General features: G+C 42.9%; 24 protein-coding genes. 18 read left to right on the forward strand and 6 right to left on the reverse strand.

The window, feature by feature from the left end; translation table 11 throughout:
• The first annotated feature begins 107 nt into the window (after nucleotides 1–107).
• Nucleotides 108–2,828, forward strand: a complete 2,721-nt coding sequence (gene ppdK / locus DW033_RS01900; RefSeq protein WP_121772374.1) for a pyruvate, phosphate dikinase — start codon at nucleotides 108–110, stop codon at nucleotides 2,826–2,828.
• Nucleotides 2,829–3,277: 449 nt separating this feature from the next.
• Complete coding sequence (locus DW033_RS01905) at nucleotides 3,278–4,516, forward strand: site-specific integrase (RefSeq protein ID WP_233554123.1); 1,239 nt, start codon at nucleotides 3,278–3,280, stop codon at nucleotides 4,514–4,516.
• A gap of 84 nt (nucleotides 4,517–4,600) precedes the next feature.
• Here the strand turns inward: DW033_RS01905 and DW033_RS01910 are convergent, their stop codons facing one another.
• Complete coding sequence (locus tag DW033_RS01910; protein ID WP_122382348.1) at nucleotides 4,601–4,816, reverse strand: hypothetical protein; 216 nt, start codon at nucleotides 4,814–4,816, stop codon at nucleotides 4,601–4,603.
• 592 nt (nucleotides 4,817–5,408) lie between these two features.
• Here DW033_RS01910 and DW033_RS01920 point away from each other — a divergent pair.
• The 16 genes from DW033_RS01920 (at nucleotide 5,409) to DW033_RS01990 (ending at nucleotide 20,701) form a co-directional block, all read left to right on the forward strand.
• Nucleotides 5,409–5,945, forward strand: coding sequence for a terminase small subunit (locus tag DW033_RS01920; RefSeq protein ID WP_158595232.1), 537 nt, complete (start codon nucleotides 5,409–5,411; stop codon nucleotides 5,943–5,945).
• A 190-nt stretch (nucleotides 5,946–6,135) separates the two neighbouring features.
• The gene (locus DW033_RS01925; RefSeq protein ID WP_122382350.1) at nucleotides 6,136–8,067 is read left to right on the forward strand and encodes a PBSX family phage terminase large subunit; all 1,932 of its coding nucleotides are present in this window, start codon (nucleotides 6,136–6,138) and stop codon (nucleotides 8,065–8,067) included.
• Nucleotides 8,068–8,079: 12 nt separating this feature from the next.
• Entirely contained in the window at nucleotides 8,080–9,531 is a 1,452-nt protein-coding gene (locus DW033_RS01930; RefSeq protein ID WP_122382351.1) for a phage portal protein, read from the forward strand.
• Nucleotides 9,532–9,661: 130 nt separating this feature from the next.
• Nucleotides 9,662–10,618 carry a phage prohead protein gene (locus DW033_RS01935; protein WP_147423661.1) on the forward strand — a complete coding sequence of 319 codons (957 nt, stop codon included), beginning with the start codon at nucleotides 9,662–9,664 and terminating at the stop codon, nucleotides 10,616–10,618.
• Nucleotides 10,619–10,629: 11 nt separating this feature from the next.
• Entirely contained in the window at nucleotides 10,630–12,300 is a 1,671-nt protein-coding gene (locus tag DW033_RS01940; protein WP_122382352.1) for a phage major capsid protein, read from the forward strand.
• Between the two features lie 11 nt (nucleotides 12,301–12,311).
• Nucleotides 12,312–12,509, forward strand: coding sequence for a hypothetical protein (locus tag DW033_RS01945; protein WP_122382353.1), 198 nt, complete (start codon nucleotides 12,312–12,314; stop codon nucleotides 12,507–12,509).
• Between the two features lie 2 nt (nucleotides 12,510–12,511).
• Nucleotides 12,512–13,012, forward strand: coding sequence for a hypothetical protein (locus DW033_RS01950; protein WP_121956746.1), 501 nt, complete (start codon nucleotides 12,512–12,514; stop codon nucleotides 13,010–13,012).
• Nucleotides 13,009–13,521 (forward strand): hypothetical protein, encoded by a 513-nt coding sequence (locus tag DW033_RS01955; protein ID WP_121956745.1) that lies wholly within the window; start codon nucleotides 13,009–13,011, stop codon nucleotides 13,519–13,521. Before DW033_RS01950 ends, DW033_RS01955 begins: the two co-directional genes overlap by 4 nt.
• A 2-nt stretch (nucleotides 13,522–13,523) precedes the next feature.
• The gene (locus DW033_RS01960) at nucleotides 13,524–14,372 is read left to right on the forward strand and encodes a hypothetical protein (protein WP_122382354.1); all 849 of its coding nucleotides are present in this window, start codon (nucleotides 13,524–13,526) and stop codon (nucleotides 14,370–14,372) included.
• Entirely contained in the window at nucleotides 14,363–14,623 is a 261-nt protein-coding gene (locus DW033_RS24355; RefSeq protein WP_122144560.1) for a hypothetical protein, read from the forward strand. Before DW033_RS01960 ends, DW033_RS24355 begins: the two co-directional genes overlap by 10 nt.
• Nucleotides 14,520–15,068, forward strand: a complete 549-nt coding sequence (locus tag DW033_RS01965; RefSeq protein WP_122382355.1) for a hypothetical protein — start codon at nucleotides 14,520–14,522, stop codon at nucleotides 15,066–15,068. Before DW033_RS24355 ends, DW033_RS01965 begins: the two co-directional genes overlap by 104 nt.
• The gene (locus DW033_RS01970) at nucleotides 15,065–15,265 is read left to right on the forward strand and encodes a hypothetical protein (RefSeq protein WP_121956741.1); all 201 of its coding nucleotides are present in this window, start codon (nucleotides 15,065–15,067) and stop codon (nucleotides 15,263–15,265) included. The genes DW033_RS01965 and DW033_RS01970 overlap by 4 nt, the downstream gene beginning before the upstream one ends.
• Before the next feature lie 5 nt (nucleotides 15,266–15,270).
• Entirely contained in the window at nucleotides 15,271–15,867 is a 597-nt protein-coding gene (locus DW033_RS01975; protein WP_122382356.1) for a hypothetical protein, read from the forward strand.
• Nucleotides 15,848–19,252 carry a hypothetical protein gene (locus DW033_RS01980; RefSeq protein WP_122382357.1) on the forward strand — a complete coding sequence of 1,135 codons (3,405 nt, stop codon included), beginning with the start codon at nucleotides 15,848–15,850 and terminating at the stop codon, nucleotides 19,250–19,252. The genes DW033_RS01975 and DW033_RS01980 overlap by 20 nt, the downstream gene beginning before the upstream one ends.
• A 332-nt stretch (nucleotides 19,253–19,584) precedes the next feature.
• On the forward strand, nucleotides 19,585–20,244 hold the full coding sequence (locus tag DW033_RS01985; protein ID WP_122382358.1) for a KilA-N domain-containing protein: 660 nt from the start codon (nucleotides 19,585–19,587) through the stop codon (nucleotides 20,242–20,244).
• Nucleotides 20,245–20,272: 28 nt separating this feature from the next.
• A complete protein-coding gene (locus DW033_RS01990; RefSeq protein ID WP_122382359.1) occupies nucleotides 20,273–20,701 on the forward strand; it encodes a phage antirepressor KilAC domain-containing protein in 429 nt (142 codons plus the stop codon).
• Between the two features lie 74 nt (nucleotides 20,702–20,775).
• Here the strand turns inward: DW033_RS01990 and DW033_RS24815 are convergent, their stop codons facing one another.
• The 5 genes from DW033_RS24815 to DW033_RS02015 all read right to left on the reverse strand — a co-directional run bounded on the left by DW033_RS24815 (nucleotide 20,776) and on the right by DW033_RS02015 (nucleotide 23,673).
• Nucleotides 20,776–21,042 (reverse strand): hypothetical protein, encoded by a 267-nt coding sequence (locus DW033_RS24815; protein WP_233554124.1) that lies wholly within the window; start codon nucleotides 21,040–21,042, stop codon nucleotides 20,776–20,778.
• 674 nt (nucleotides 21,043–21,716) lie between these two features.
• The gene (locus tag DW033_RS02000) at nucleotides 21,717–22,607 is read right to left on the reverse strand and encodes a hypothetical protein (protein ID WP_122382361.1); all 891 of its coding nucleotides are present in this window, start codon (nucleotides 22,605–22,607) and stop codon (nucleotides 21,717–21,719) included.
• Between the two features lie 199 nt (nucleotides 22,608–22,806).
• Entirely contained in the window at nucleotides 22,807–23,085 is a 279-nt protein-coding gene (locus DW033_RS02005; RefSeq protein WP_122382362.1) for a type II toxin-antitoxin system YafQ family toxin, read from the reverse strand.
• On the reverse strand, nucleotides 23,082–23,324 hold the full coding sequence (locus DW033_RS02010) for a toxin-antitoxin system protein (RefSeq protein WP_122382363.1): 243 nt from the start codon (nucleotides 23,322–23,324) through the stop codon (nucleotides 23,082–23,084). Before DW033_RS02010 ends, DW033_RS02005 begins: the two co-directional genes overlap by 4 nt.
• A gap of 94 nt (nucleotides 23,325–23,418) precedes the next feature.
• Nucleotides 23,419–23,673, reverse strand: a complete 255-nt coding sequence (locus DW033_RS02015; RefSeq protein ID WP_199712362.1) for a helix-turn-helix transcriptional regulator — start codon at nucleotides 23,671–23,673, stop codon at nucleotides 23,419–23,421.
• Between the last annotated feature and the right edge of the window lie 57 nt (nucleotides 23,674–23,730).

Genomic DNA, 23,730 nt, shown 5'->3' on the forward strand with positions numbered 1-23,730 from the left:
GTGCTTGCAAAGTAGAAATAGCATATATTTGCAGCATTGCAAAGTTGAGATAGCAATATAACAGTTGAAATCAACAAAACTAGAATCTAAATTCAATACTGTCGAATATGGAAAGAAAAAGAGTTTACACGTTCGGAAATGGAAAAGCCGAAGGTAAGGCAGATATGAGAAATCTGCTGGGTGGTAAAGGCGCTAACCTTGCCGAGATGAATCTGATTGGTGTACCGGTTCCTCCGGGATTCACGATTACAACAGAAGTTTGTATAGAGTATTACGAGTTAGGCAAAGATAAAGTCGTAGAGTTGCTGAAAGCGGATGTTGAGAAGGCGATCGCTAATATCGAAACGTTAATGAACTCTAAGTTCGGTGATGTTGCCAATCCTCTGTTAGTTTCAGTTCGCTCCGGTGCCCGTGCGTCCATGCCGGGTATGATGGATACGATATTGAACCTTGGCTTGAACGACGAGGTAGTGGAAGGATTGTCTCGTAAGACGGGCAACGCTCGTTTCGCTTGGGATTCCTATCGTCGTTTCGTTCAAATGTACGGAGATGTCGTATTAGGCATGAAACCGACAAGCAAAGAGGATATCGATCCGTTTGAGGCGATCATCGAGGAAGTAAAGAAAGCGAAAGGCGTTAAGTTAGATAACGAGCTTGACGTTGAAGATTTGAAAACATTGGTCTCTAAATTTAAGGCAGCCGTTAAGGCCCAGACCGGACAGGATTTCCCGACTTGCGCTTATGAGCAATTGTGGGGCGCTATCTGTGCCGTGTTCAATAGCTGGATGAATGAGCGTGCTATCCTGTATCGTAAGATGGAAGGTATTCCAGACGAGTGGGGAACGGCGGTTAGCGTACAAGCCATGGTATTCGGTAATATGGGCGATACTTCCGCTACAGGCGTTTGTTTCTCTCGTGACGCGGGTAATGGTGAGGACTTGTTTAATGGCGAGTACTTGATTAACGCTCAAGGTGAGGATGTTGTAGCAGGTATCCGTACCCCGCAACAGATCACGAAGATCGGTTCACAACGTTGGGCTGAACGTGCCGGAATCTCAGAAGAAGAACGTATCGCTAAATATCCGTCCATGGAAGAAGCCATGCCGGAAATCTATAAGCAATTAGACGCTATCCAAGAGAAATTGGAAGATCATTATCGGGATATGCAAGATATGGAATTTACCGTACAAGAGGGTAAACTTTGGTTCTTGCAAACCCGTAACGGTAAACGTACCGGTGCCGCTATGGTGAAAATCGCTATCGACTTATTGCATCAAGGTATGATTGATGAGAAAACAGCGTTGAACCGTATCGAGCCGAATAAATTAGATGAGTTGCTTCACCCTGTATTCGATAAAAAAGCCGAGAAACTGGCGAAAGTGTGGGTAAAAGGTTTGCCGGCTTCACCGGGTGCCGCTACCGGACAGATCGTATTCTTCGCTGATGATGCCGCTAAATGGCATGCCGATGGCAAAAAGGTTGTCATGGTCCGTATTGAGACTTCTCCGGAAGACTTGGCCGGTATGGCTGTCGCCGAAGGTATCCTTACCGCTCGTGGAGGTATGACATCTCATGCCGCTGTTGTAGCTCGTGGTATGGGGAAGTGCTGCGTATCCGGTGCTGGTGCCTTGAACATCGATTATAAGAATAAGACTGTAGACGTTGATGGCGTGACTTTGAAAGAAGGTGATTATATCTCTATCAATGGTACGACCGGAGAAGTCTATGTCGGGCAGGTTGAGACAAAAGCCGCTGAGTTATCGGGTGATTTCGAGGAGTTAATGGCTTTAGCCGATAAATATACAAAATTGCAAGTTCGTACAAACGCTGATACGCCTCACGACGCTTCGATCGCTCGTAGCTTCGGTGCCGTTGGTATTGGCCTTTGCCGTACGGAGCATATGTTCTTCGAGGGTGAGAAGATCAAAGCTATGCGTGAGATGATCTTGGCCGAGGACGCTGAAGGTCGTAAGAAAGCGTTGGCGAAGATCCTTCCTTATCAGAAAGAGGACTTTAAGGGTATCTTCAAGGCTATGGCCGGATGTCCTGTTACCGTTCGTTTGCTCGATCCTCCTTTGCATGAGTTCGTTCCTCACGATTTGAAAGGTCAAGAGGAAATGGCTGAGACTATGGGCGTGTCCGTTAAGGAGATCCAAAAACGTGTGGAATCTCTTTGCGAGCATAACCCGATGTTGGGTCACCGTGGTTGCCGTCTAGGTAATACATATCCGGAAATTACGGAAATGCAGACTCGGGCCATTTTAGGTGCCGCTTTGGATTTGAAGAAAGAAGGTATTGAGGCTAAACCGGAAATCATGGTACCATTAACAGGTATCTTATATGAATTCAAGGAACAAGAGAAGGTGATCCGTACCGCGGCCGAAGAGCTATTCAAGGAAGTTGGCGATCGTATCGAATTCAAGGTAGGTACGATGATCGAGATTCCTCGTGCGGCATTGACAGCGGATCGTATCGCTTCCAGCGCTGAATTCTTCTCATTCGGAACGAATGACTTGACTCAGATGACATTTGGTTACTCTCGTGACGATATCGCTTCCTTCTTACCGGTTTACTTAGAGAAGAAGATTTTGAAGGTCGATCCGTTCCAAGTACTAGACCAAAATGGTGTAGGACAGCTGGTTCGTATGGCAACTGAGAAAGGTCGTGCCATCCGTCCGGATTTGAAATGTGGTATTTGCGGCGAGCATGGTGGTGAGCCTTCTTCCGTTAAGTTCTGCCATAAAGTTGGCTTGAATTACGTATCATGTTCACCTTTTAGAGTGCCCATCGCTCGTATCGCGGCGGCGCAAGCGGCTATAGAAGGATAGGCTGTTAAAAACTGCAAGTCTTAAATATCAATATATAAGGCTGATAGACGGGTTGAGTCTTGTTTATCAGCCTTATATTTTTATGTCATTATTAGCGTAAAATGATCTGAATGATATGTGATGTTTACACTTTGTTTGCTATATTTGCACATGGCGTTTACACCGTGTTTACACCATAAATTTAATGTATAAAGTGTTGATATATGGCAACTTTTAAGATTTGTGTTAGAAAGCAGCGTTCTGATGGCTTCTATCCTGTTTACATCAGAGTAACCCATAACCGTAAATCCTCTTATATAAAAATGGATAAAATGGTTGATAAAAAAGGGTTGACTCGCACGGGGGAGGTGAAAGATCCTTTTGTCGTATCCTTCTGTTCAGATGTAATCATGCGATATGTGGAGAGAGCGAACAAAGAGGATATATCGCAATGGGATGTAAAAACCCTAGTGGAATATCTGGAAAAAGCGGATGAGGATATCTGTTTTTCTGATTATGCGAGAAAGTATAAACGGGAAATGGAAACAGTTAGAGGCATGGCCCGTAACGCCAAGAATTATGAGTTGGCCTATTGTCATCTTGAGAGATTTGCGGGAACTAGCAAGTTGATGTTTTCCCGGTTTACCACGAAATTCATAAATGACTGGATAAAAACCTTATTGCCAACGGCAAGGGCGAAAGAAATGTATCCTGTTAATGTTCGCCAGATTTTTAAAGCTGCAATAAATGAGTTCAACGATTACGATAGGGGCATAATCAGGATCAAGACTAATCCTTGGCTAAAGGTAAAAATCCCCAATGCGGACACCCCCGATCACAGGGCCTTGGATGCGGACTTCGTTCGTGAGTTTTTCGCCACACCCATACCTCCGACAAAGATGATATTATCACTTCCAGAGTTGGCTAGGGATGTAGCCTTGATGGTCTTTTGCTTGGCAGGAATTAATACCGTAGACCTTTTTAGGGCAAAGAAGTCCAATTTGAAAGGCTGGACATTCTGTTATAATAGGGCTAAGACCCAAAAATTCAGAAGGGATAAGGCGTATATGGAGATTATTGTTCCGGATATTCTCCGTCCTGTCATGGAAAAATACTTTACACCGGATGATGATGAGTTTTTGTTTAATTTCCATAAAACCTATCGTGATGACGATTCTTTCAACGCAAATATGAACTCTGGATTGAAACGTATTTGCAAACATGGCGGTCTCAATGCTATATGTATGTATAATTTCCGGCATTCATGGGGAACCATAGCGAGAAACGATATAAAAGCCTCAATGTATGACGTGGCTTTCTGTATGAATCATTCAAGCGCTCATAAGACTACAGAGATATATGTAAGACCGGATTACTCTATAGTCTCTGAGATAAACAATAAGGTTATTGATTTTGTATTTAACCAAAAAAAGGAAGAAATGGTATATGAGGATCCTGTGAAATATTACCCTGATGATCAGATGAAAATATCTTTTAGACAGATGATTAAAGGCAGTGTCATATATCAAGGCAAGGAGATATTCTCATTTACGGATATAGGATATAATAACATTGACGAAATAATAAAAAAGCTAGCGGGGCATGTCCCGTCGTTTGTTCCAGATGGAGCCAAGGTTGATTTTAGGATAGACAATTTAGATAAAGGCGAATACCGGATATTTATGAGACAAAAAGGAAAAGGCTTTTGATACTTATAAGACAAATAGACCAATAAAAAACGCCCGTGTCAGAAAAAACACGGGCGTTATACTTTTTGGATGCGACAAATAGGACTATTTTGTCCTTTCTAGTAAGAGTTTAGATACACGTACTTGTAACTGCTGCAACTCAATATTGCTCAACCCTTCCAGGTCTACATTTGCAACCTTTACTTTCTTATTGTTCTCGTCAAAGGAATTTATCCTCTCCTCCAAAAGAGCGGTTACTAACTCGTCTATTTGCCCCTTGATTTTCTCTCCTTTTAACTTGTAATCCGTTGTTCTTGCCATGATATTCGTTATTTAGTTAAACACTATACAAATTTAGGGAATATCCACGATACAATGATTGTCATTCCTTATTTTCTTTCTCTTTTTCCTCCAAGACCTTTTTAAGTTGATAGAGGCTTATGATATCATATTCAAATGTGGGATTTTCCCAATTTTTCCGGACAGAGTTCGTTTGGACCGATATAAATTTCCGTAGGTCAAATATGTATTGACACGGGCTTAGTCTGATTTCATTAAATGTGATTTGATAGTTATCAAACCACTCCAAAAGTTGTTTAAGTTCCTCGTTCATGGTATATAAATGATTAACACCCGCGAATATACCCAATTTAACCTTGCTATTTTAGGATATAAAGAATTTTGTCTATATTTGCTTCAAGTTTGTGACTTGTATTATTGATTGGATATTATGTTTAACAATATAATATAGGTCACTTATGGATTTTTATAACAACTCATCTCAAAGGCAACAAGTGGACGTTTACTGTCCTGTCCATCATAATTGGATTGGCCACTATGATTATGGCTCCAAGGGGATCTATTATTGCTGGTGCAAGAAATGCAAGAAAGAAATCAAAATCGTTATGGGAAAATGAAGAGGTTGACACAAAAACAAGAGAATTTCTGTAATTATTATATCGAGTGCGGCGGGAACGCTTCCGAGGCGTACAGGCGTGCCTACTCTTGCGAAAAATGGAAAGATAAGTCCGTATGGGAGAAGGCTTCGGCTTTATTGGATGATGTCAAGGTTCAGTCAAGGGTAAGGGAACTGCAAGAGGAGCAGAAAGTTAAGTCAGATATAACCAAGGAGAAATTACTAGGCGAGTTAGGTAACATAGCGTTCTCGTCCATAGCCCACCTCCACAATACATGGATAGAGCGCAAGGAGTTCGAGAGTCTAACGGACAAGGAGAAGTCGGCTATCAAGAGCATATCTACTAAAATCCTGAAGAAAAATATAGGGACGAGCGATGACCCGGAAATCATTGACGTGGAATATGTCAAGATAGAGATGCACGATAAGCTGAAAGCCATAGAGCGTATCTGTAAGATGCTTGGCTTTGACGCTCCAACCGTGGTAGACCTTGGCAAATCGCTGATCGGAATAGATACCGGAATAGATGATTAGTGTTCTATTTTTAAATAAATGGATATGTTTGTTAGAAAAAATACGAGGTTTATAATTTTATAATTGTTCTATATTTAATATTTTGGGAGCTGATACGGATAACAGGAGGATAATAAGCTACAAGAGGTTCAATCCGAACTTTCACCATTTGAAGCTGGCGTTGGGGAATGACGATATAAGGTTCATCTTCATGTACGGGGGATCGTCTTCCGCCAAGTCTTTCTCAGCGGCCCAAGCCTTCCTGTTGGAATGTATATCCAAGGGCTATAACACGATGGTATTCCGTAAGACCGGCGCTACCATAGTGGACAGTATTTATAAGACGTTCCAAGAGGCGGCTAAGTCCCTGCATATAGAGTCCTTCTTCAGGCCCTTGGAGAACCTTATAAGGTGTTTCAACGGTTCCTATATCCGGTTCAAAGGGCTGGACGATCCGGAGAAGATCAAGGGCCTCGAATCTTATCAGTACGTGTTTTGCGAGGAGATATCCGAGTTCGATGAATCCGACTTGAAACAGATAAGGAAGCGTCTCCGTGGTCGCAAGGGACAGAAGATCGTAGCTCTATTTAACCCGATATCGGAGGATCATTGGATCAAGAAAAAGATATTTGATACCGAGACATTGACCGAGGTGGACAATCATCTGTACGGGAAGCTCAAGGATAGCGTAACGGGTAAGATACTGCCAAAGGAATATTCCGAGGTAGGGAGGAAATGGGTCAATTCCGAGCGGACCATATACAACCCAAGAAAAAAGACTTACGAGACGCACCGCCCGGATATGGTTATCATCAAGTCCACCTATCTTAATAATTTCTGGGTCGTAGGGTCTCCTGATGGCACGTATGGCTTTTATGACGCTCAGACGATAGCGGATTTCGAGAGGGACAAGGAAAGAGATTACGCTTATTATCTGATATACGCCTTGGGCGAGTGGGGGACGATAAGGACGGGTGGCGAGTTCTTCCACGCCTTCGACCCCGCCAAGCATAAGGGCAAGTGCCCATATGTCAAGGCTCCCGTGCATATATCGATAGATAACAACGTCCTGCCTTATATCTCCATCTCTTTTTGGCAGGTTGAGACCGGGGATATAACGAGGATAAGGCAAATTCACGAGGAAACCCCGTCCGATCCGTTCAACACGGTCACCAAGGCCGCCGAGATCGCCGTTGAATATCTGGAGGGGATAGGGCATGATGATATGGTCTATCTTTATGGGGATGTATCGACCAAGGCCGGGAATACGATAGATGACGATAAGAGGTCTTTTTTCGATAAGTTCAAGGAGGGTATAGACAAGAGATTCCGCAGCGAGGACAGGTTGCCTAGGTCGAACCCTTCCGTATCCATGACCGGGGAGTTTATCAACGCGATATATTCCGGAGATATAAAAGACGTGTCCATCATGATCGATGAGAGTTGCGATACGTCGATAAACGATTATATAACGGTTAAGAAGGATGTCAACGGGGCGATGCTCAAGCAGAGGGTAAAGGACAAGATTACGGGTCAGTCCTACGAGAAGGCCGGTCACCTTAGCGATGCCAAGCGTTATTTTGTCACGGAGATATTAAAGGATAGGTATACGTCTTTCTCGCTAAGGAGAAGGCACAATAAAAATAAGGAGGAGGATATGAGATATTACGATCACGTAAAATTGGATATATCGAACGCCACGAGGATAGTCTATGTGGCAGTCAATCCTGATGGGCTTGCGGGTATGGCAAAGGTGGCATTGATGGACGGGAAGGCGTACGTTCTGGATGCCTCGTTGAGGGATATCACGGAGGCTGGAGTTCTAAGGGATTTCTTGCGCCCTATAGGATGGGGGGATGTCGTGTTTGAGAGCGACAAGGCTTATTTCCCTGTAGCTAGGGAGATAAGGGAGACCGGGGAGTGCGATATAAGGATAAGGAAGAGGGCTTCTGATGCAAGATTGAGGATATCCGCCCATTCGGAGACCGTGAGAGATCGATTTTATTTTCTCGACAATTACGAGGAGAAGGATGATTATCTGTCGTTTGTCGAGAATATGCTAGATTATGGGGGCAAGGATGGAGGGGAGTCGCTGTGTTGCCTATCCGCTATAGCGGAGATTTTGGTACGAAACAATATTTAAAACGAATATATTATGGGTTTGTTTGATTTTTTCAGGAAAGAGGATAAGGTGGCGAATGTGCCCGATCGTCCTCCAAGGTCGAGAGGACTCGTGGATTTGTCCGGTTATCTGGGGGTGTTCAGCCCCTATACCTGTTCCGGGAATTTTATCGAGGCTTTCGAGACCATGGGAGAGGTCTTTTTCCCCGTGGATTTCTTGGCTAGCAGGATAGCGGGCGGCAATTATCAATTAAAATTGGCGAAGGATGATTCCGTGGTGTTCAATAACGAGGAGATGAACCGTTTTTTTAGCGATCCTAACCCTTTGTTCTCGTTCGAGGATTTGGTTAAGATGTTCTTTGTCTATAAGTATGTGACAGGTAATGGATTCTGGCAGGCCTCCCCGTCTGTAGGGAGGATAAAGCCTAAGGAGCTATGGAAATGGTGCGATACCTATTGGGTCTTGCCAAGTGATCAGGTCGTGATAAACAGCCCGATGTCCATTCCCTTGTTCCAGCCGTCAACAAAGGAGGATATAATCAACAGCTATCGTATTTCCACCAACTCGGGACTTATGGATATAGACCCGTCTCTGGTCATCCACTATAAGGATATAAATATGCGATTGAATAGCTCATATCTAAAGGGACGTAGCAGGTTGGAGACCCAACGTTATCCTATCGCCAACTTGGTCGCCGTGTACGAGGCAAGGAATGTCATATACGTAAAAAGGGGGGCCTTGGGATTGCTGATAAGCAAGAAATATGACGCTGATGGTTCCCTTCCACTCACCGACAAGGAGAAGAGAAACATAAGGAAGGAGTGGAATGACAATTATGGGTTGACTAATGACAGGTCCCAGATGAGCATAGTGGATGTCCCTACGGAGTTCGTGAGGATAAACATGTCCATCCAAGAACTTATGCCTTTCGAGGAGACTTTGGCGGACGCTATACAGATAGCCGGTATATATGGTATACCTTCAGTGCTGATTCCACGCAAGGATATGGCCAAATACGACAATCAGGATATCGCCGAGATATCCGTTTATTCCAATATCGTTATTCCTGAGGCCCGGAAATTCTGCCGATCGATGACCTCCTTTCTTGGCCTTGATAAGTCCGGCATGTATATAGACGTTGATTTTAGTGGCGTAAGCGTATTGCAAGTACGTGATAAGGATATGGTAGAGAAGAGGCGTATCGTATCGGAGAAATGCCAGAAGGAATTCATGGGAGGCGTATTGACGTTGAATGACTGGAGAGCGCAGATAGGGGAGAGCAAGGTAGGGAACCCCTTGTATGACAAGTTGGTTTACGATATGTCTACCGAGGAATTGGCCTTGGTCAAGGAGATCATATCCTTAGCTAGGTCTGGCGGTCCATCAAGGAGCGTCTCATCCTCTTCTGGAGGGACTTCTGGTAATAAAAAACCGTCCGACGAGGGCGATGACGATAGGGGTGATGTTGATGATGATAAAAAATGATTCTATAGTTTTGCTTTTTAATATATTAACCCTATATTTGTAGGACATAACAAAAAAGAATTAGAGCCTAAGAGCCATACCCGGCGGGAGTCGTATCCTGCGGGGTATGGCTCTTTTTATTTATACCGACATGGAACCGTATAGAAGCATATTATTTAAGACCAAGTCCACGGACGTGGATGAGAAAGGAATAGTCAAGGTGGCCGTTAATGGTATCGGGATAAAGGACAGCGACGGCGATATATCGTCTCCCGGTTCTTTCTCCAAGACGCTCCAAGAGAATTTCAACAGGTGCAAGTGGTTTCTCAACCATGACAAGACCAAGCTTCTTGGCTGCCCTATAGAGGGAGTGGAGGAGGATGGCAATCTGGTCATGACCGGGCAGATCAATCTAAAGAAGCAGATAGGCGTAGAGACGCTGGAGGATTACAAGCTATACAGGGATCATGGCAAGACCTTGGAGCATTCCGTGGGTGTCAGGGCCGTGAAGCGGGATTCCAATAACCCGGCTATCGTTAAGGAGTGGTTCTTGGGCGAGTATAGCACGCTGACCCATTGGGGTGCTAATCCTCAGACATTCTTGATGGATATAAAGGAATTGAGGGGTAGTGACTTGAGAGATCATATAAATATGATGCGTGACGCTTTAAATAAGAGATATAGCGGAGATAAGCTCAAGGCTCTTGAGGCTAACATATCTATCGTAGAGAAAGCGTTGATCGGATCTAATATAGTACAGTGCCCTCATTGCGGGCTGGCTTTCGATTATGGGTCAGTACCGGAACACACGTTGGAGAGCCAAGTGATCGATGCCGTCGGTGACTATTCACGATGGATAACGGAGGATGTGGTATATCAGGAGATGGAAAAGATCAAGCCGGAGTTACAAGACCGTATCTTGGAGATAATCAACTCCAAGAAATCCGTTGATGATTTCGCCTCTTATGTCCGCTGCCCTAAATGTTATTCCAGAATATATAGAAGCAACACCCTTATATCTGAGCCGGAAGACTCCACTCAGATAGAGAAACATAAAGCCGCTAGATGCACTTTAGGGTCTCTAGGTGATCTTATTAATAACAATTAATTAATTTATTTATGTTGAAGAAAGGTTTTTATGAGAATTTAGGAGGTCTCGCTATCATGGCGTTGACCTTGGTGGTTTTTGCCGTTATCGCATGCGTAGGCGATCCGGCCTATGCCTTGGCGGTTGCGCCGGTATTGTCCTTCTCCAGTTTCGCCAAGAAGGAGAGTGAGTTGAGTGACGAGGAGAAACAAACGCTTGGGACTATCGAGAAGATGGTCAACAAGTGTCTGGAGGATTACGGATCTAATGTCATAGACAGGAAGGAGTACGAGGAGACGATGTCCGGGATTAGCGAGAAGCTTAAATCTCTAGGTTCCGGTAATAACAATAAGGAAGTCACGGAGATTCGTGATATCATCAAGTCCATGGGCAAGGAGATTGAGCAAATGAAGGGGCGTGGCATCACCTTGGGGGGGGATAGCCCTCTTGAGAAAAGTATCAATGAGTTCCTTGACTCTGAGAAATTCAAGCAATATGTAGATGGTAAGACGAAGTCCTCCGGGAATTTCCATTTGGATTTGAAGGACGTGGTCAGTATGACGGATAGTTATACGGGCAATATCTTGATCAGTCAGCAGCAAAACAGGGTCGTTACGCAGGTAAGCGAGAAAAAGATCAATTTCCGTAATCTCATGAGCGTCGATCAGGGTGATCCTGCCTTCCCGATGTTGACATGGCAGTTGATCTACGACTTGGATCGTAACGCCACTTTCGTGTCCGAGAACGGGCGGTTATCCCAATCATCCTTCAAGTTAAAGGAGGAGAGCTCGGAGGTTAAGCGTGTCGGTACCTTCCTCTATTTGTCCAAGAGATTGCTCAAATCTAGGGTATATGTTCGCTCATGGTTGATCAATCGCTTATCCTCATGGGTAAGGATGGCCGAGGATTTCCAGATCATGTTCGGTGATGGAACGGGTGATAACCTGAAAGGTATCACCAAATACGATGGTGTTAAATGCGTATCCGATATCATAACCGACGCGGTTGTCAGCGGAGAGGCCGGATCTATCAAGGGAGCGAGAAGCTACAATGGCGGAAAAGCCACTATCGTGGAGTTTACCAACCCGCAGGACAAGATCGTTGACGGCCAGAAGATCAAGATCGAGGGCGTAACCACGTTCACGGGCCTGAACGGAACTTTCGATATCCATAAGATGAACGATCGGGAGATCATGGTAGAGGTGGCTTTCACGGCTTCCGGCGTATTCACCGCCGCTACCTTCGAGGTTAAGAATAATTTCTTCAACACCGTCGCATCCCCGAACCTAGGGGACGCTGTCAAGGCTATCTTCGGTGTCATGACGTACGCTGAGTATACCCCGAATATGATCGCCATGAACCCATCCACCTTGTTTGAGATCGAGACCTTGAAGGATACGTCCGGTCGGGACTTGAATCTCGTGACGTTGGTGAACGGCGTGAAATACGTGGCCGGAAGACCCGTTGTCGAGACCACTTGTATCATGCCGGGGTATTATTTCGTAGGGGACATGGTTAACGGGGCCTCCTTGGTGGATTATACCTCTATCAATATCGAGTTCGCCGATGATATCGAGAGCCGATTGAAAAACCAGACGGCGGTGATCGTGGACGAGGAGGTTATCATGCCGGTATACAACCCGTGGGCGTTCGCCTATGGCAAGTTATCCGACGTATTGACCGCTATCAAGAAATCCTCTTAATACATAATGACATGAGGGTTTCTATAATTATAACGGGTGAGGAGATGGAGGTCGACAAGGTCATTCAGGAGAATTCCATACGAAAGGAGCTTGGCATGATCGATATATCCTCAAAGACGCCGGTTGGGACAAGAAAGAGAATCCCGGACACGGATACCAAGACATCCGTCTTCGGGGACTCGGAAATGTCACTTGATAAAGATAAATAGCGATGATAATAGACAATGCGTACTTCAAGGGAGACCTTAGGATACAGGGACTCGTGATACCGGAGGACGGGGGATTCTCCAATGAGGCTTCCAATGCCATATCGGAGAACGTGGTATGGTATATCGAGACCTACGGGGACGAGTACCTCGTCTCGCTCATGGGAGGATATTATGACTCATTCGTCGATTACGCCGATAATGGCAGGAAGGGAAACGACATGTTTGATTATATCCTAGGGATATTGAGATCGGATAGGTCTCCCATGGCTATGTATGTCTATTTTCATTACCAGAGAAACGAGACGCTAATATCCGTATCCTCCACGTCCGATGACGTGGACGTGAGGCGGATATTGGCGCATACCTCAAGGATGATGACCCAAGCTTGGAATAATATGGTGGATATCAACATCGGGATATCGGATCGCATAAGGGAGTCTTTCAAGGAGGACATGGATATTGACAGGAATATATTGACCCATATAAATGAGATGAATATATGAATGTCTTGGTGGATATATTCAGGGATATCGTCGCTGGCGTTTCAAAAGACGTTGGGTATATGGTCAATTACCAATTCGGTGATTGGCAATATATGGCCAAGACGCTTTCCGCCATGGGGAAGGCACCCGTAACGGCGGGAAGGAAATATCCTATGATAGGGTTATATTCCCCGTTCGACGAGGACAAGTCCAACCCTTCCTTAACGTCCGTGAGCCTTTCCTTGATAATAGCCGTGAATACGTTGGGGAATTATACCAATGAGGAGCGATTGGAGAAGTCCTTCAAGGCTACGTTGTATCCGGTATATGACAGCCTTATAAGGAGGATATCCAACGATCGCAAGTTTGATATAGGTCCCGGGGCGATAGTATCCCATGTGAAGACCGATAATTTCAGGTATGGAAGGGCTGGCGTGTATGGCGAGGGGAAAAGCGAGTTCGACGATCGCATAGACGCTATTGATATTAAGGATTTAAGATTAAATGTAAAAAATATAACATGTAGATAATTATGGCAGTAAAAATGTTCAGGGACTGCGGTTCCGAGATTTTCAATACCGGCACGAGCAAGTGTCCGTTCGTTCCCGACTATATCAAGGCGATCATACTCACTCCGGTAGGTATGACGTTCAAGATATCCGATTTTGACACGAAGCTGGGAGAGTACGCCCACGCCGACCGTCCGAACCGTGTCTATCCGATCTCGACGATCGCTGAGTACGCCACATCCGGAGGCGAGGCGCAGACATCGGCTACCGGTTATGGCTCGTCCAAGATCACGGGTTATAGTGAGCTTGTCGAGACTTACACGATGAACGATTATGACGAGGGCTTGCGAACCAATCTCATGAAGCTCAAGAACGAGAGCATGAGGGTGATCTTCATCGACAAGAATAATGTCGTATATGGAGAGAAGACCGATACGGAAGGTGATTTCAGGGGATATGAGCTTGGTGCCGTTTATCCGGGTGGACAGAGGTTCAAGAGTTCCGGAGAGAACGCCTCGCTTACGATCAACCTTGTTTACAAGGACGTTGAGAAAGCTTGGATGAGCGCCATATCTTTCACCAGCGATATCGATATCTTGGACGAGGCGAAGGGGTTGGTCTGGGTGGATGTCAAGAAATTGGCTACAGGCGAGAATAAGTACAAGGTCGTGGAGCATTATGGAGGTTTTGACTTGACAGAGATGTACGGTACGCTATTAGGTTCCTCTTCCGTGTGGAATAACGTGACAGCCGCCACGTATAATCCCGACGACGGCACGTTGTCTCTTACCCCGTCCTCCGGTACTCCCGCGCTCAAGAGACCGTCCGAGTTATACGCCGAGGACGTTAAAGGTATAGAGCAATGGTCATAAACGGGGTATCGTTCAATGATGAGGCTTGTCTCGGTATGGGAAGGAAGGCTTTCGTGAAGGCTCACGAGGGATCTTTCTTCCTCGACCGGGGAATGGCGGATCGAAGGAGGATATTAGGTGACGCTTATGATATAATGGAGAGGAACCATGGGGACGATAGCGGGAGTGGCGAACGCCGTGAGGACGCTGGAGAAGAACTTCTGGCCGGAGGTTACGAACAGCTTGAGGGAGAGCGAGGGATTGATCCATGACTTGATCACTGATCAACTCATGTCCGGGTTAGACGAGAACAAGGAGCCTTTGAAGCCTACCTATCTGGATGACCCGTATTTCGTGGAGACCACGAAGACCCCAAAGGCGGCGAGGGCCAAGGCCAGATGGTACAAGGCGATGAAGGAAAGCATAACCCCGCCTAGGTCCTCTGACATACTCCATCTTCCGCCACGAGACCCTAACACCCCCAACCTTATCATACGAGGCGATTACCACGCCAGTATAACGCCGATCGTGCAAGGCGGCAAGGATGGTGGCAAGATAGTCACGAGATCCATCGGTTTCTATGCCGGTGACGACGCTTTAGAGAAGAAATACGGCCCCGGTCATCTGGGTTTGACCCCGGAGGCTAGGGCTTATTTGATTGAGGAGCGGGTTGTTCCCGCGTTGGATAAGTTATTCAAGAAATACGGGTTCAAATGATAAAGCCGTGCAATTGCGCCTCGCAGAACAAGGCGATGGCCACATACGAGAACATAAGGAGGCTGGCTATCAAGATGGCCGCTTCCGATAAACGCATTTACGTGCTTATCCGTAAAACGGATGGGACGTTTGCCTTCGAGCCTTTAGATGCCATGGTGTCTAAAGGCGATATTGTTGAATATATCCATTATTTATAAATAGTATGGCGAATATATACACGACATGCGATGAGATACCCTTATGCAAGTTCATCGAGATGTACAAGGGAAATCTTAACGCCCTTATAAAAGGAGGGAGGACCAAGCCCACCGATGGGGAGTTAAGGAAAGCGGCGATGGGGCTTATTGACGAGTATTCCGTTATAACCGGGAACAAGAATATCGCTATCGAGATAGAGGATCGGTCAAGGGCGGTAGATTGCAATATCAAGCTTATCCTGTTGGAGTCTGCGGATCATTTGATGGACGCTATGATGTACGCTGACGCTTCGGATATTCTTGGCAGGGTAGGTATCCGCATGCCGGAGGAGCCGGGAGAGCAAGATCTGATCGTCGCTAAAAAGAGAATCCAGTCCAAGATGTCGCAGGTGAAATATAGCCTGAGCGTTCTGGATAGGAACAAGTCTAAGGTGGTAGACCCCAAGGATAAAGATTTCACCCGTGAGAGGATGATCGTGTCCACCTATTTCAAGATGCGTATCGATCCTGACACGTTCACCGCGGCCGAGTACGGGAATATGATAAGGATTATGTTTAACCAATTAGAGGACATGAAGAATTATGGCGGGAAACGAGACTAAGATCACTGATATAGTAGGGAAAGAGGCGTTTGATCAACTGGAGCGTCTGGATAGGAAATTAGCGGATACGCAGAATGTCTATATCGGGTTGGTAAAAGAGATAGGGAAAGGGTTGACGATAAATCCCTCAAGCTTGTCAGAGTTGAACGCCAAGATCGAGGAGTACAAGAAAAATGTATCAGCGCTTAAAAGCACGATTGACACTCTCAATAAGACCAATGACCAGTACAAGAGAAAGATTGATGAGCTGATAGAGGTTAACAAGAGATATGCGGAAGCGGCTGGGAAAGTTCAAAATAGTTTAGATCAATCATCCTCTTCCATAGCCAAGGAATCAAACGCTATCTCGGAGAACATGAAAGCCAAGCAACAAGAGGTTGTCATAAGTCAGGAATTGAAGGGACTCATTGACCAGACATTGGGATCTAGGGAGGAGAATATACGCAGGGTCGCTCAAGAAAGGACGATATTGGCCCAACTATCCAAGGAGAAAAGCCAATTGAATAAAATGGAGAAAAGCGGGGCTATCTCAACTAAAGATGCCGTGCAAAAGAGGCAGGATTTGGTAAGGTCTGAATTGCTTCATCGAGAATCCTTGAGAGAGCTGTTGAACATTCTTACGAATGAGACAAAAATGATCAACTCGGCCAACGATAGTTATCAAGAGCAATCGTTGCAATTGGAGAGGCTGAGAAAGGCGTATCGGATGCTTTCCACGGAAGCCGCTAACAGCAAGTTAGGAGTAGAGTTGCAAAAGAATATAGCGGCTTTGGACACTCAGGTAAAATCTGTTGATAAAAGTCTGGGACAGCATCAGAGAAACGTGGGTAATTATGTCTCCACTTGGGATGGAATGGGAAACGCAATCAATCAATTAACCCGTGAGTTTCCAGCATTCTCGGTATCGCTCCAGACCGGATTCCTCGCTATCTCTAACAATATCCCTATATTGGTCGACCAAATATCTCGGATAAGGAAGGAGAACGCCGCCTTACGGGAGGAGGAACTGAAAGGTGTTCCCGTGTGGAAGCAAATAGCTAAGTCCGCTTTGTCTTTGAATACCTTGTTGTCGGTTGGTATAACTCTACTTACCGTATATGGTAAGGATATCTTTGAGTGGGGTAAAAACTTATTGTCATCCTCTAACTCGGCTAAGGCCGCTTCGGAAGCCCAGAGAGACTTGAATTCATCCACCGGGGATTATGCCAAGGCTTTAAAGAACTCGACATCATCATATGGGGAGAATCTTGTAACATTACGCAACCTGCAAGCGGAATGGAATAATTTAGGAGATAATCTCAATAAGCAGAAGCAGTTTATCATTGATAACGCCTCTGAGTTTAAGAAATTAGATGTGTCAGTTACGGATGTTAATGACGCTGAGAATCTGCTAGTAGATAATACGGATGCTTTTGTTAAAGCAATGGCTTTGAGAGCGCAAGCAACGGCTGCGCAAAAATTAGCTCAAGAAAAATATGCTGAGGCTTTACAAAAAAGGATTGAAGCCGAAAATCTACAAAAAAAAGCAGATGAGGCAAGAGAAAAAGGGCAATATGCGGCTACGGCTGTTATGCAAGATACTAGATTTGGCGTAAAATCAGTGAAAGAACTTGCTGAGGAGAATGCGAAGGCTATAGAAGTGGATGTTAAATCTTTGAATGATCAAGCTGATGCTCTTGATGAGGCAGGATTCGCTTATTTCAACTATAACAAAAAGCAGATGGAAGCCGCAAGGAGTGAATTAGAGAGCGCAGGTATAAGAGAATCCTCTAACGAGGAGAAACTTAAACGACAGCAGGAGCAAATAGAACGAGAGGCCAAGCGTAGGGAGAAATTAGAGATGGAGGCCGAACGGAATATTCAGGAGGCCCGTCTTAATGTGATGGATGAGGGGTATAAGAAAGACCGTCTTCTCTTGGAGCAATCTTTCCAAAAGCGTATCGACGACGTAAAGACGAAAGGCGTAAGGGTTAATGAGCAAATCGAGGCTATTGAGGCTGAGAGAAGTAAGAAGTTGGCGGAATTCGACCGTAAGATCTCGGAGCAAAGGGCTAATGATGAGGCTCAAAATCGTCTTGCGATTGCAGAAAAAGGTAGCATGGATGAGCTTAATGCCCGTCTAGTCATATTACAATTGCAAAGAGATAAGGAATTAAAAGAGGCTGATAAGACTGAACAGGATAAGTCTTTGATTGTCGATAAATACAATAAACAAAGGCAGGATCTCTATAGAGATTATTATAAAAACTTGATGTCAACGCAACAATCTCAAAATGAAATATTCCTTTCTCAAAGGCAGATAGAGATAAACGAAGAGCTTAACATCTTGGCTAAACAATATGAGCAAGGGATTATCAAGAAAAAAGAATATGAGAAACAGAAATCGGATTTGGAGCATCAGTATGCTATGGAGTCATTGAACAGCCAATTGCAGATATTGGAGTCAAATCTTTACTTATTTAGCGGGAATGAGCGACTTGAGAAAGAGAAAGAGATAGCTCGCCTCCGTGTTCAATTATCTAAAGAGACCAGCGATAAAATCATAGAGGATGCCAAACGAGAGGAAGAGGAGCGAAAAAAAGTAGAACAGGCTAAAAAGCGCTTGATACAAGAATCTATATCTGCTATCATATCAATCGGTAATTCATTATTTCAACGTCAAATAGATAATGTAGATGCTGAAATAGAGGCTAACCAAGATGAGTATGACGCTAAGGTTGAGACTATAGACGCTCTTTCCGAGAAGGATATAATAACGACAGAGGAGGCCGAGGCCCGCAAGCGTGCGGCGGAGGAAGAGACCAGCCGCAAGAACAAGGAGCTAGAGAAGAAGAAGGCTGAGTTACAGACTAAACAGGCAAAGTTCCAGAAGGCGATGGATATAGCCCAGACAATAGCTGCCACATCTCTAGCTGTCACTAAAGCTTTACCTAATTTCGTCCTAGCGGCACTAGTAGGGGCGATGGGTGCCGTGCAACTAGCCACGATCATAGCCCAACCCATCCCCAAATACGCCCATGGTACCGACAATCACCCCGGCGGTCTGGCTATTGTTGGCGATGGAGGCCGTAGCGAGGCGGTATTGGTAGGAGATAAAGCGTACATTACCCCGGATAAGCCCACCTTGCTGTCATTGCCGGCGGGAGCCGAGGTCGTTCCGGATCTCAATGATCCGGCCTTCCTTAGCCGCTTCGTGGATAACACGTATTGGCTTACCCACAATAAGAAAGGCGAGCCGGTTCAGATCGTCAATAATTTCGACGCTGAAGGGATAATAAGGGCTAATAATGAGATAAAAAAAGAGATAGGCAAGCTATCTAAAACCATATCCAAGGGTAGCAAGAGCATTGATTTCGAGAATTACAAGAGATCGAGGATGAATTGAGCGTAAAACTTGCTTTTCTTATTCTTTCTAGTTATATTTGCTGGACATATAAGAAGACAGTAGAGCCTTAGAGCCATACCCGATAGAGTCACGTCTATGGGGTATGGCTCTTTTTGTTTTTACTGGTCAGCCTACCACAACAGGCTAGGAAGATATTGGGCGACAGCGGTCGCTAACAGCCTCCTTGATACGATGTGTTGTGGCTCGTGTCGGGGAGGCTTTTTCATTAAGAAGTGCCGAAGTAATCAAAATAACAAAGTCGTTTTGATCTTATGGCTAAAATCGCGGGAGAAAATAATAATAATAATATAACAAGATAAATACGATTGTTCATGAAGACAAATCAAGAGATGATCAGAAAAATGGGTAATTTCAATGTTATCCAGCGGACAAAGGATGGCATGTTTAATGCCACTGATTTATTGAAGCAATGGAATAATCAATCGTGCAGCGAAAGAAAAATGGATAACTTTTTCGCTTCTCATAAAACCAATGAGTTCATTAATACAATAATTGAACGGGAAAAACTAAATACCCCAAAAATGGTGTATTTAAAAACTAGAGGCAAAAAAGGTGGTACATGGATGCATCCGATGCTGTTTATAGATTTTGCGATGTGGATTAATCCAGAATTTAAATACGATGTCATAAAATTCGTACATGATGAGATGATCCGTTACCGTAACGAAGCCGGTGATGCTTACAGGGAATTGTCCTCCGCTGTCATGAAGATTGTTCCGAATGATTTCATGCCAAAAGCCATGAGAAAAATAGGAGAGGCTTTAAACTGGATAATCTTCAACGGCCACGAGAGATTATTGAGAAACAAGCACGGTGACGAAAGCAAGCAACGTGAACTGTGGCAACTGGAGAAGAAGGTGGCCGATCTGATAAACGAGGGATTCATTACCTCATACGATCCGCTTATCAACTATCTACGGAAGCTTTATAATAAAAAGAATAATCCAGCGGTATTTAACCAAGCGGTATAGAAGATTTTAAACAACCAAAAATTAAAATATGGATTTGAACTATTTAGACTTATTGATTCATCTAGCGACGGAACTGAAAAAGGAAAAGATTAAACGTATTGAGGCTGAACGAAAGATTAAGTCTGATGTTCCTAAGGTTTTGTTTGCGGACGCTATATCCAGATCCCAACGCTCATGTTTGATCCCGGAGCTAGCAAAGATATTACAGCATAACGGTGTCAATATTGATGCGGAGCGTCTATTAGCGTGGATGCGAAAGAATAATTATCTGCATGAGGAAGAAGAATATTTCAATCAACCTACCCAAAAATCCATTGATCTGGGTTTATTCGAAGTAAAGAGAACTATTACAAATAAGTTGGATGGAACCTTATTAGAGACGATTGTCATAAAAGTAACAGGCAAAGGCCAAGTTTACTTCGTGAACAAGTTCTTAGGTAATAAGGAGGCTTGTTAAAAACATAATAGACATGATTTAGTTTAGTTTTCATAATCCTCCCTCATGTCGTGAGACAGCAAGGGGATATATGTTTAATCGAAATATTCATATTGCTCTGTAAAAGCATCTTGGATGTCATTTATCAAATTAGGATTGTTCTCTAATTCGATTTTATTAACCATTAAGTATGCGCTTTTATCTTTTAGTTCTGTATGTAGAAAATATTTATCAGAAAAATTGGTTGCCATAATCTTGCTATAAAAACGGAATCTTTTGGTATTATCAATTCCCTCTTCGTCCAAATTAGAGCCTATAAATCCAAAGGATGCATGATCATCTTGATGGTATATGTCAAGCATTATGTTTATACATGTATGTATTATCGTTCTAGGCTCAAATGTGCTAGATAGTATATTATATTTTCTTTTACTGTGTCTATGATTTTTTAAATGGAATTTTATAGCATAAACATTATAATCATATAATTCCACCCAGACCCAATAAGTAAGATTAGATTTGGTAGATTTAAATGAATATAGTCTTTTAGATAAAAGATGTCCAGACTTTCCTTCGAAATTCTGGACAAACCTATAAGGGTAATAAAAACTCATTTCAAATCATATAAGGATAAATGTCAATTCTTCTATCAAGTAACTCTTTAGACGTAAGGGATCTGAACTTTACTTGGGTATCCTTCTTTTCTGAAGCTGCGGTCACAATTTTGCTATTAACATCTTTGGGCCGCATGTCCTTACTGTTTTTGACTGTGCCCATATTCATTCATCTTTGTTGTTTTCGACACAAAGATGAGATAAACTGGATAACAAACAAAATTTTTTTAGCTAAAAAAACTAACAAATATTAAATATGATGGTAAATCTTTGATTGTTAATAATGTATGGCTTTTTTATTAGGCTAATAGGTCTGTTTAAAAACACTGCTTAGCCAACAAATGTGGCAATCTCATAAAAATCCCCTCCAGAGCCTTTTGGGTGGAGGGGATAGTAAGTTCTTTTACTTGTCTCTATCTATGTTATTTAATTATACCACCCATTGCTAAATATAATTGATACGTTTCTTTAATAGCATTAATTTGTTTTTGTGTTATTTTTTTTATTTCATAATAATTGCGGCCTATAATCTTAATTTCAGCTTCTTTTGAATAAGCTAATGCTTTTATTAAAGCAAACTTATTCTTAGTATTTATAGAATCATCGCTCCACTCCCAAATTTTACCGTCTCCATTATCTCGTTCAACTTGATTTGGAACAAACTCATAAGCATTACCATCTATGGAAAATTGATACTTTTGAACGAAAAGCCAATCATCTGCCAAATATTGAATAAAAAACCTAAAATTCAATACATTGTTATTTATGGACATAAAATAACAACCTATATCATTTTTGTTTATATATTTTTGATTATCTTTATGTTTTATCCAAGTTTTACCATTAGGATCAAATTTGTCTTTTTCAAAAATAAAATTAGGAGAAAGTTCCTTTATTTGTATAGAGTCTATAAGATTAATATTTGAAGATTCAGACTCAGAGTATATTCCTCTATTGTTATCTTTATCTGAAATTTTATTAATTGAGTTTTTAATGTCTAACAGTGTTTTGTCACTAATTATATTTTCTATTTTATTCCCATTTTTATCATATAAGGTAAAATTCATAGGGGTTGAGTATAGATTGTTTCCTATCTTTTCTTTCATTTTATTAGCAACTTCAATGCTAATACAAAACTTTTTATAAGCTTCAATAAAAGCGATAGAGTCATTTGCGGCTGAAAAAATTTCTTCTTTTTTTTCAATAGAATATTCACCATCGAAGCTTTTTTCTTTAACGGTTTCTACATATGTATATTTATCATTGCATGAACTCAAAAATAGAATACCAAATATCAAATAAAATGTTTTCATGTGTGTTTTTGTAATTAATAAATCAATGCAAAAGTAAATATTTATATTAATAAGTGAAATCTTAAAGAATTAAAATAATATGTTTGATAACATGTTTATGAAATTGAGTACTTCCTTGCTGACGCTGTATGTCTCATGCGTAACTTGAAGCATATATTAGATGACAAGGTAAGTATGTATCCTTTTTGATGGCGTGAAATCATCTTTTTTTTCCGAACAACTCGGAATGACTACCAATTCTAAGCAAGTCGATTATTTCTCCGTCAATCCAAATAAGAAGAAAATCCCCTTCTATATGGCATTCCATACACCCTTTATACTCACCTTTCAACATGTGAGGTTTGTATTCTTGTGGAATCGGATGGTCATTTATAAGTAGATTTGCGATATATTCAAAAGCTGCGATTTTTTTGGGGAATTTCTGAATACGTTTGAAATCTTTCTTAAACTGGCTTGTTGGGTGTAATTTCTTTTTCACTTCATTAATTCCTCCATCAAGCTATCCACGCTGTCGAACGTTTCTTTATTCTTGGTCGTGCGTGCTTCCCTTATAGCCGCTATCGTTTCCTCGTTTGGCTCGGAGTATACAGCGTCCATCAAGGTGCTCTCTACAAAATTATTCAAACTCCTGTTCGCTTTCTTGGCTTGCTCCTGCAAGACTTGCAACAAGTCTTCACGTAAACGGAACGAGGTTTGTTTTCTTATTACTGCTTCCATATTACTTCTGTATTATATTGTATCGCAAAGGTAGTGCATTGTATGCAGAAAACAAACTTTCATGATTTTTATTTTGAGATCATTGAAGATAACATCATTCCACCTTTATCTTCAATGGATGCCCGCAGTTAGGGCACGTGATAGATAGAGAGTCTTTCTTTGGTTGCTCGAATAACTCTGTAACTGGACATCCTATTGCGTCCGCTATTCTTAAAAGAATTTCTGTAGATGGGTTTCCATTAATGTGCGTGCTTAAAGTAACTCTTGATATACCCATTTTCTCTGCTACTTCATTAACAGATGTGCCGTAATGTTTAATAGCTTCTTTAATTATTAATCTATCTATCATAATGATCAGTATTAAGTTTATGCAAAACTACACAGAATAATTAAATGTAAAACGATC

The organism is Parabacteroides sp. AF39-10AC, assembly GCF_003635405.1.
Taxonomy (GTDB): Bacteria; Bacteroidota; Bacteroidia; order Bacteroidales; family Tannerellaceae; genus Parabacteroides; species Parabacteroides distasonis.

Excerpts from the sequence above, each read along its gene's own strand:
- DW033_RS01935 (WP_147423661.1), top strand. The coding sequence starts at position 9,662 with ATGGAACCGTATAGAAGCATATTATTTAAGACCAAGTCCACGGACGTG.
- DW033_RS01965 (WP_122382355.1), top strand. The coding sequence starts at position 14,520 with ATGGGGACGATAGCGGGAGTGGCGAACGCCGTGAGGACGCTGGAGAAG.
- DW033_RS01960 (WP_122382354.1), top strand. The coding sequence starts at position 13,524 with ATGGCAGTAAAAATGTTCAGGGACTGCGGTTCCGAGATTTTCAATACC.
- DW033_RS01940 (WP_122382352.1), top strand. The coding sequence starts at position 10,630 with ATGTTGAAGAAAGGTTTTTATGAGAATTTAGGAGGTCTCGCTATCATG.
- DW033_RS01925 (WP_122382350.1), top strand. The coding sequence starts at position 6,136 with ATGTACGGGGGATCGTCTTCCGCCAAGTCTTTCTCAGCGGCCCAAGCC.
- DW033_RS01985 (WP_122382358.1), top strand. The coding sequence starts at position 19,585 with ATGAAGACAAATCAAGAGATGATCAGAAAAATGGGTAATTTCAATGTT.
- DW033_RS01950 (WP_121956746.1), top strand. The coding sequence starts at position 12,512 with ATGATAATAGACAATGCGTACTTCAAGGGAGACCTTAGGATACAGGGA.
- DW033_RS01970 (WP_121956741.1), top strand. The coding sequence starts at position 15,065 with ATGATAAAGCCGTGCAATTGCGCCTCGCAGAACAAGGCGATGGCCACA.
- DW033_RS02015 (WP_199712362.1), bottom strand. The coding sequence starts at position 23,673 with ATGATAGATAGATTAATAATTAAAGAAGCTATTAAACATTACGGCACA.
- DW033_RS24815 (WP_233554124.1), bottom strand. The coding sequence starts at position 21,042 with ATGCTTGACATATACCATCAAGATGATCATGCATCCTTTGGATTTATA.
- DW033_RS01990 (WP_122382359.1), top strand. The coding sequence starts at position 20,273 with ATGGATTTGAACTATTTAGACTTATTGATTCATCTAGCGACGGAACTG.
- DW033_RS01920 (WP_158595232.1), top strand. The coding sequence starts at position 5,409 with ATGAAGAGGTTGACACAAAAACAAGAGAATTTCTGTAATTATTATATC.
- ppdK (WP_121772374.1), top strand. The coding sequence starts at position 108 with ATGGAAAGAAAAAGAGTTTACACGTTCGGAAATGGAAAAGCCGAAGGT.
- DW033_RS01980 (WP_122382357.1), top strand. The coding sequence starts at position 15,848 with ATGGCGGGAAACGAGACTAAGATCACTGATATAGTAGGGAAAGAGGCG.
- DW033_RS02000 (WP_122382361.1), bottom strand. The coding sequence starts at position 22,607 with ATGAAAACATTTTATTTGATATTTGGTATTCTATTTTTGAGTTCATGC.
- DW033_RS01975 (WP_122382356.1), top strand. The coding sequence starts at position 15,271 with ATGGCGAATATATACACGACATGCGATGAGATACCCTTATGCAAGTTC.
- DW033_RS01910 (WP_122382348.1), bottom strand. The coding sequence starts at position 4,816 with ATGGCAAGAACAACGGATTACAAGTTAAAAGGAGAGAAAATCAAGGGG.
- DW033_RS02010 (WP_122382363.1), bottom strand. The coding sequence starts at position 23,324 with ATGGAAGCAGTAATAAGAAAACAAACCTCGTTCCGTTTACGTGAAGAC.
- DW033_RS01955 (WP_121956745.1), top strand. The coding sequence starts at position 13,009 with ATGAATGTCTTGGTGGATATATTCAGGGATATCGTCGCTGGCGTTTCA.
- DW033_RS24355 (WP_122144560.1), top strand. The coding sequence starts at position 14,363 with ATGGTCATAAACGGGGTATCGTTCAATGATGAGGCTTGTCTCGGTATG.
- DW033_RS01930 (WP_122382351.1), top strand. The coding sequence starts at position 8,080 with ATGGGTTTGTTTGATTTTTTCAGGAAAGAGGATAAGGTGGCGAATGTG.
- DW033_RS01945 (WP_122382353.1), top strand. The coding sequence starts at position 12,312 with ATGAGGGTTTCTATAATTATAACGGGTGAGGAGATGGAGGTCGACAAG.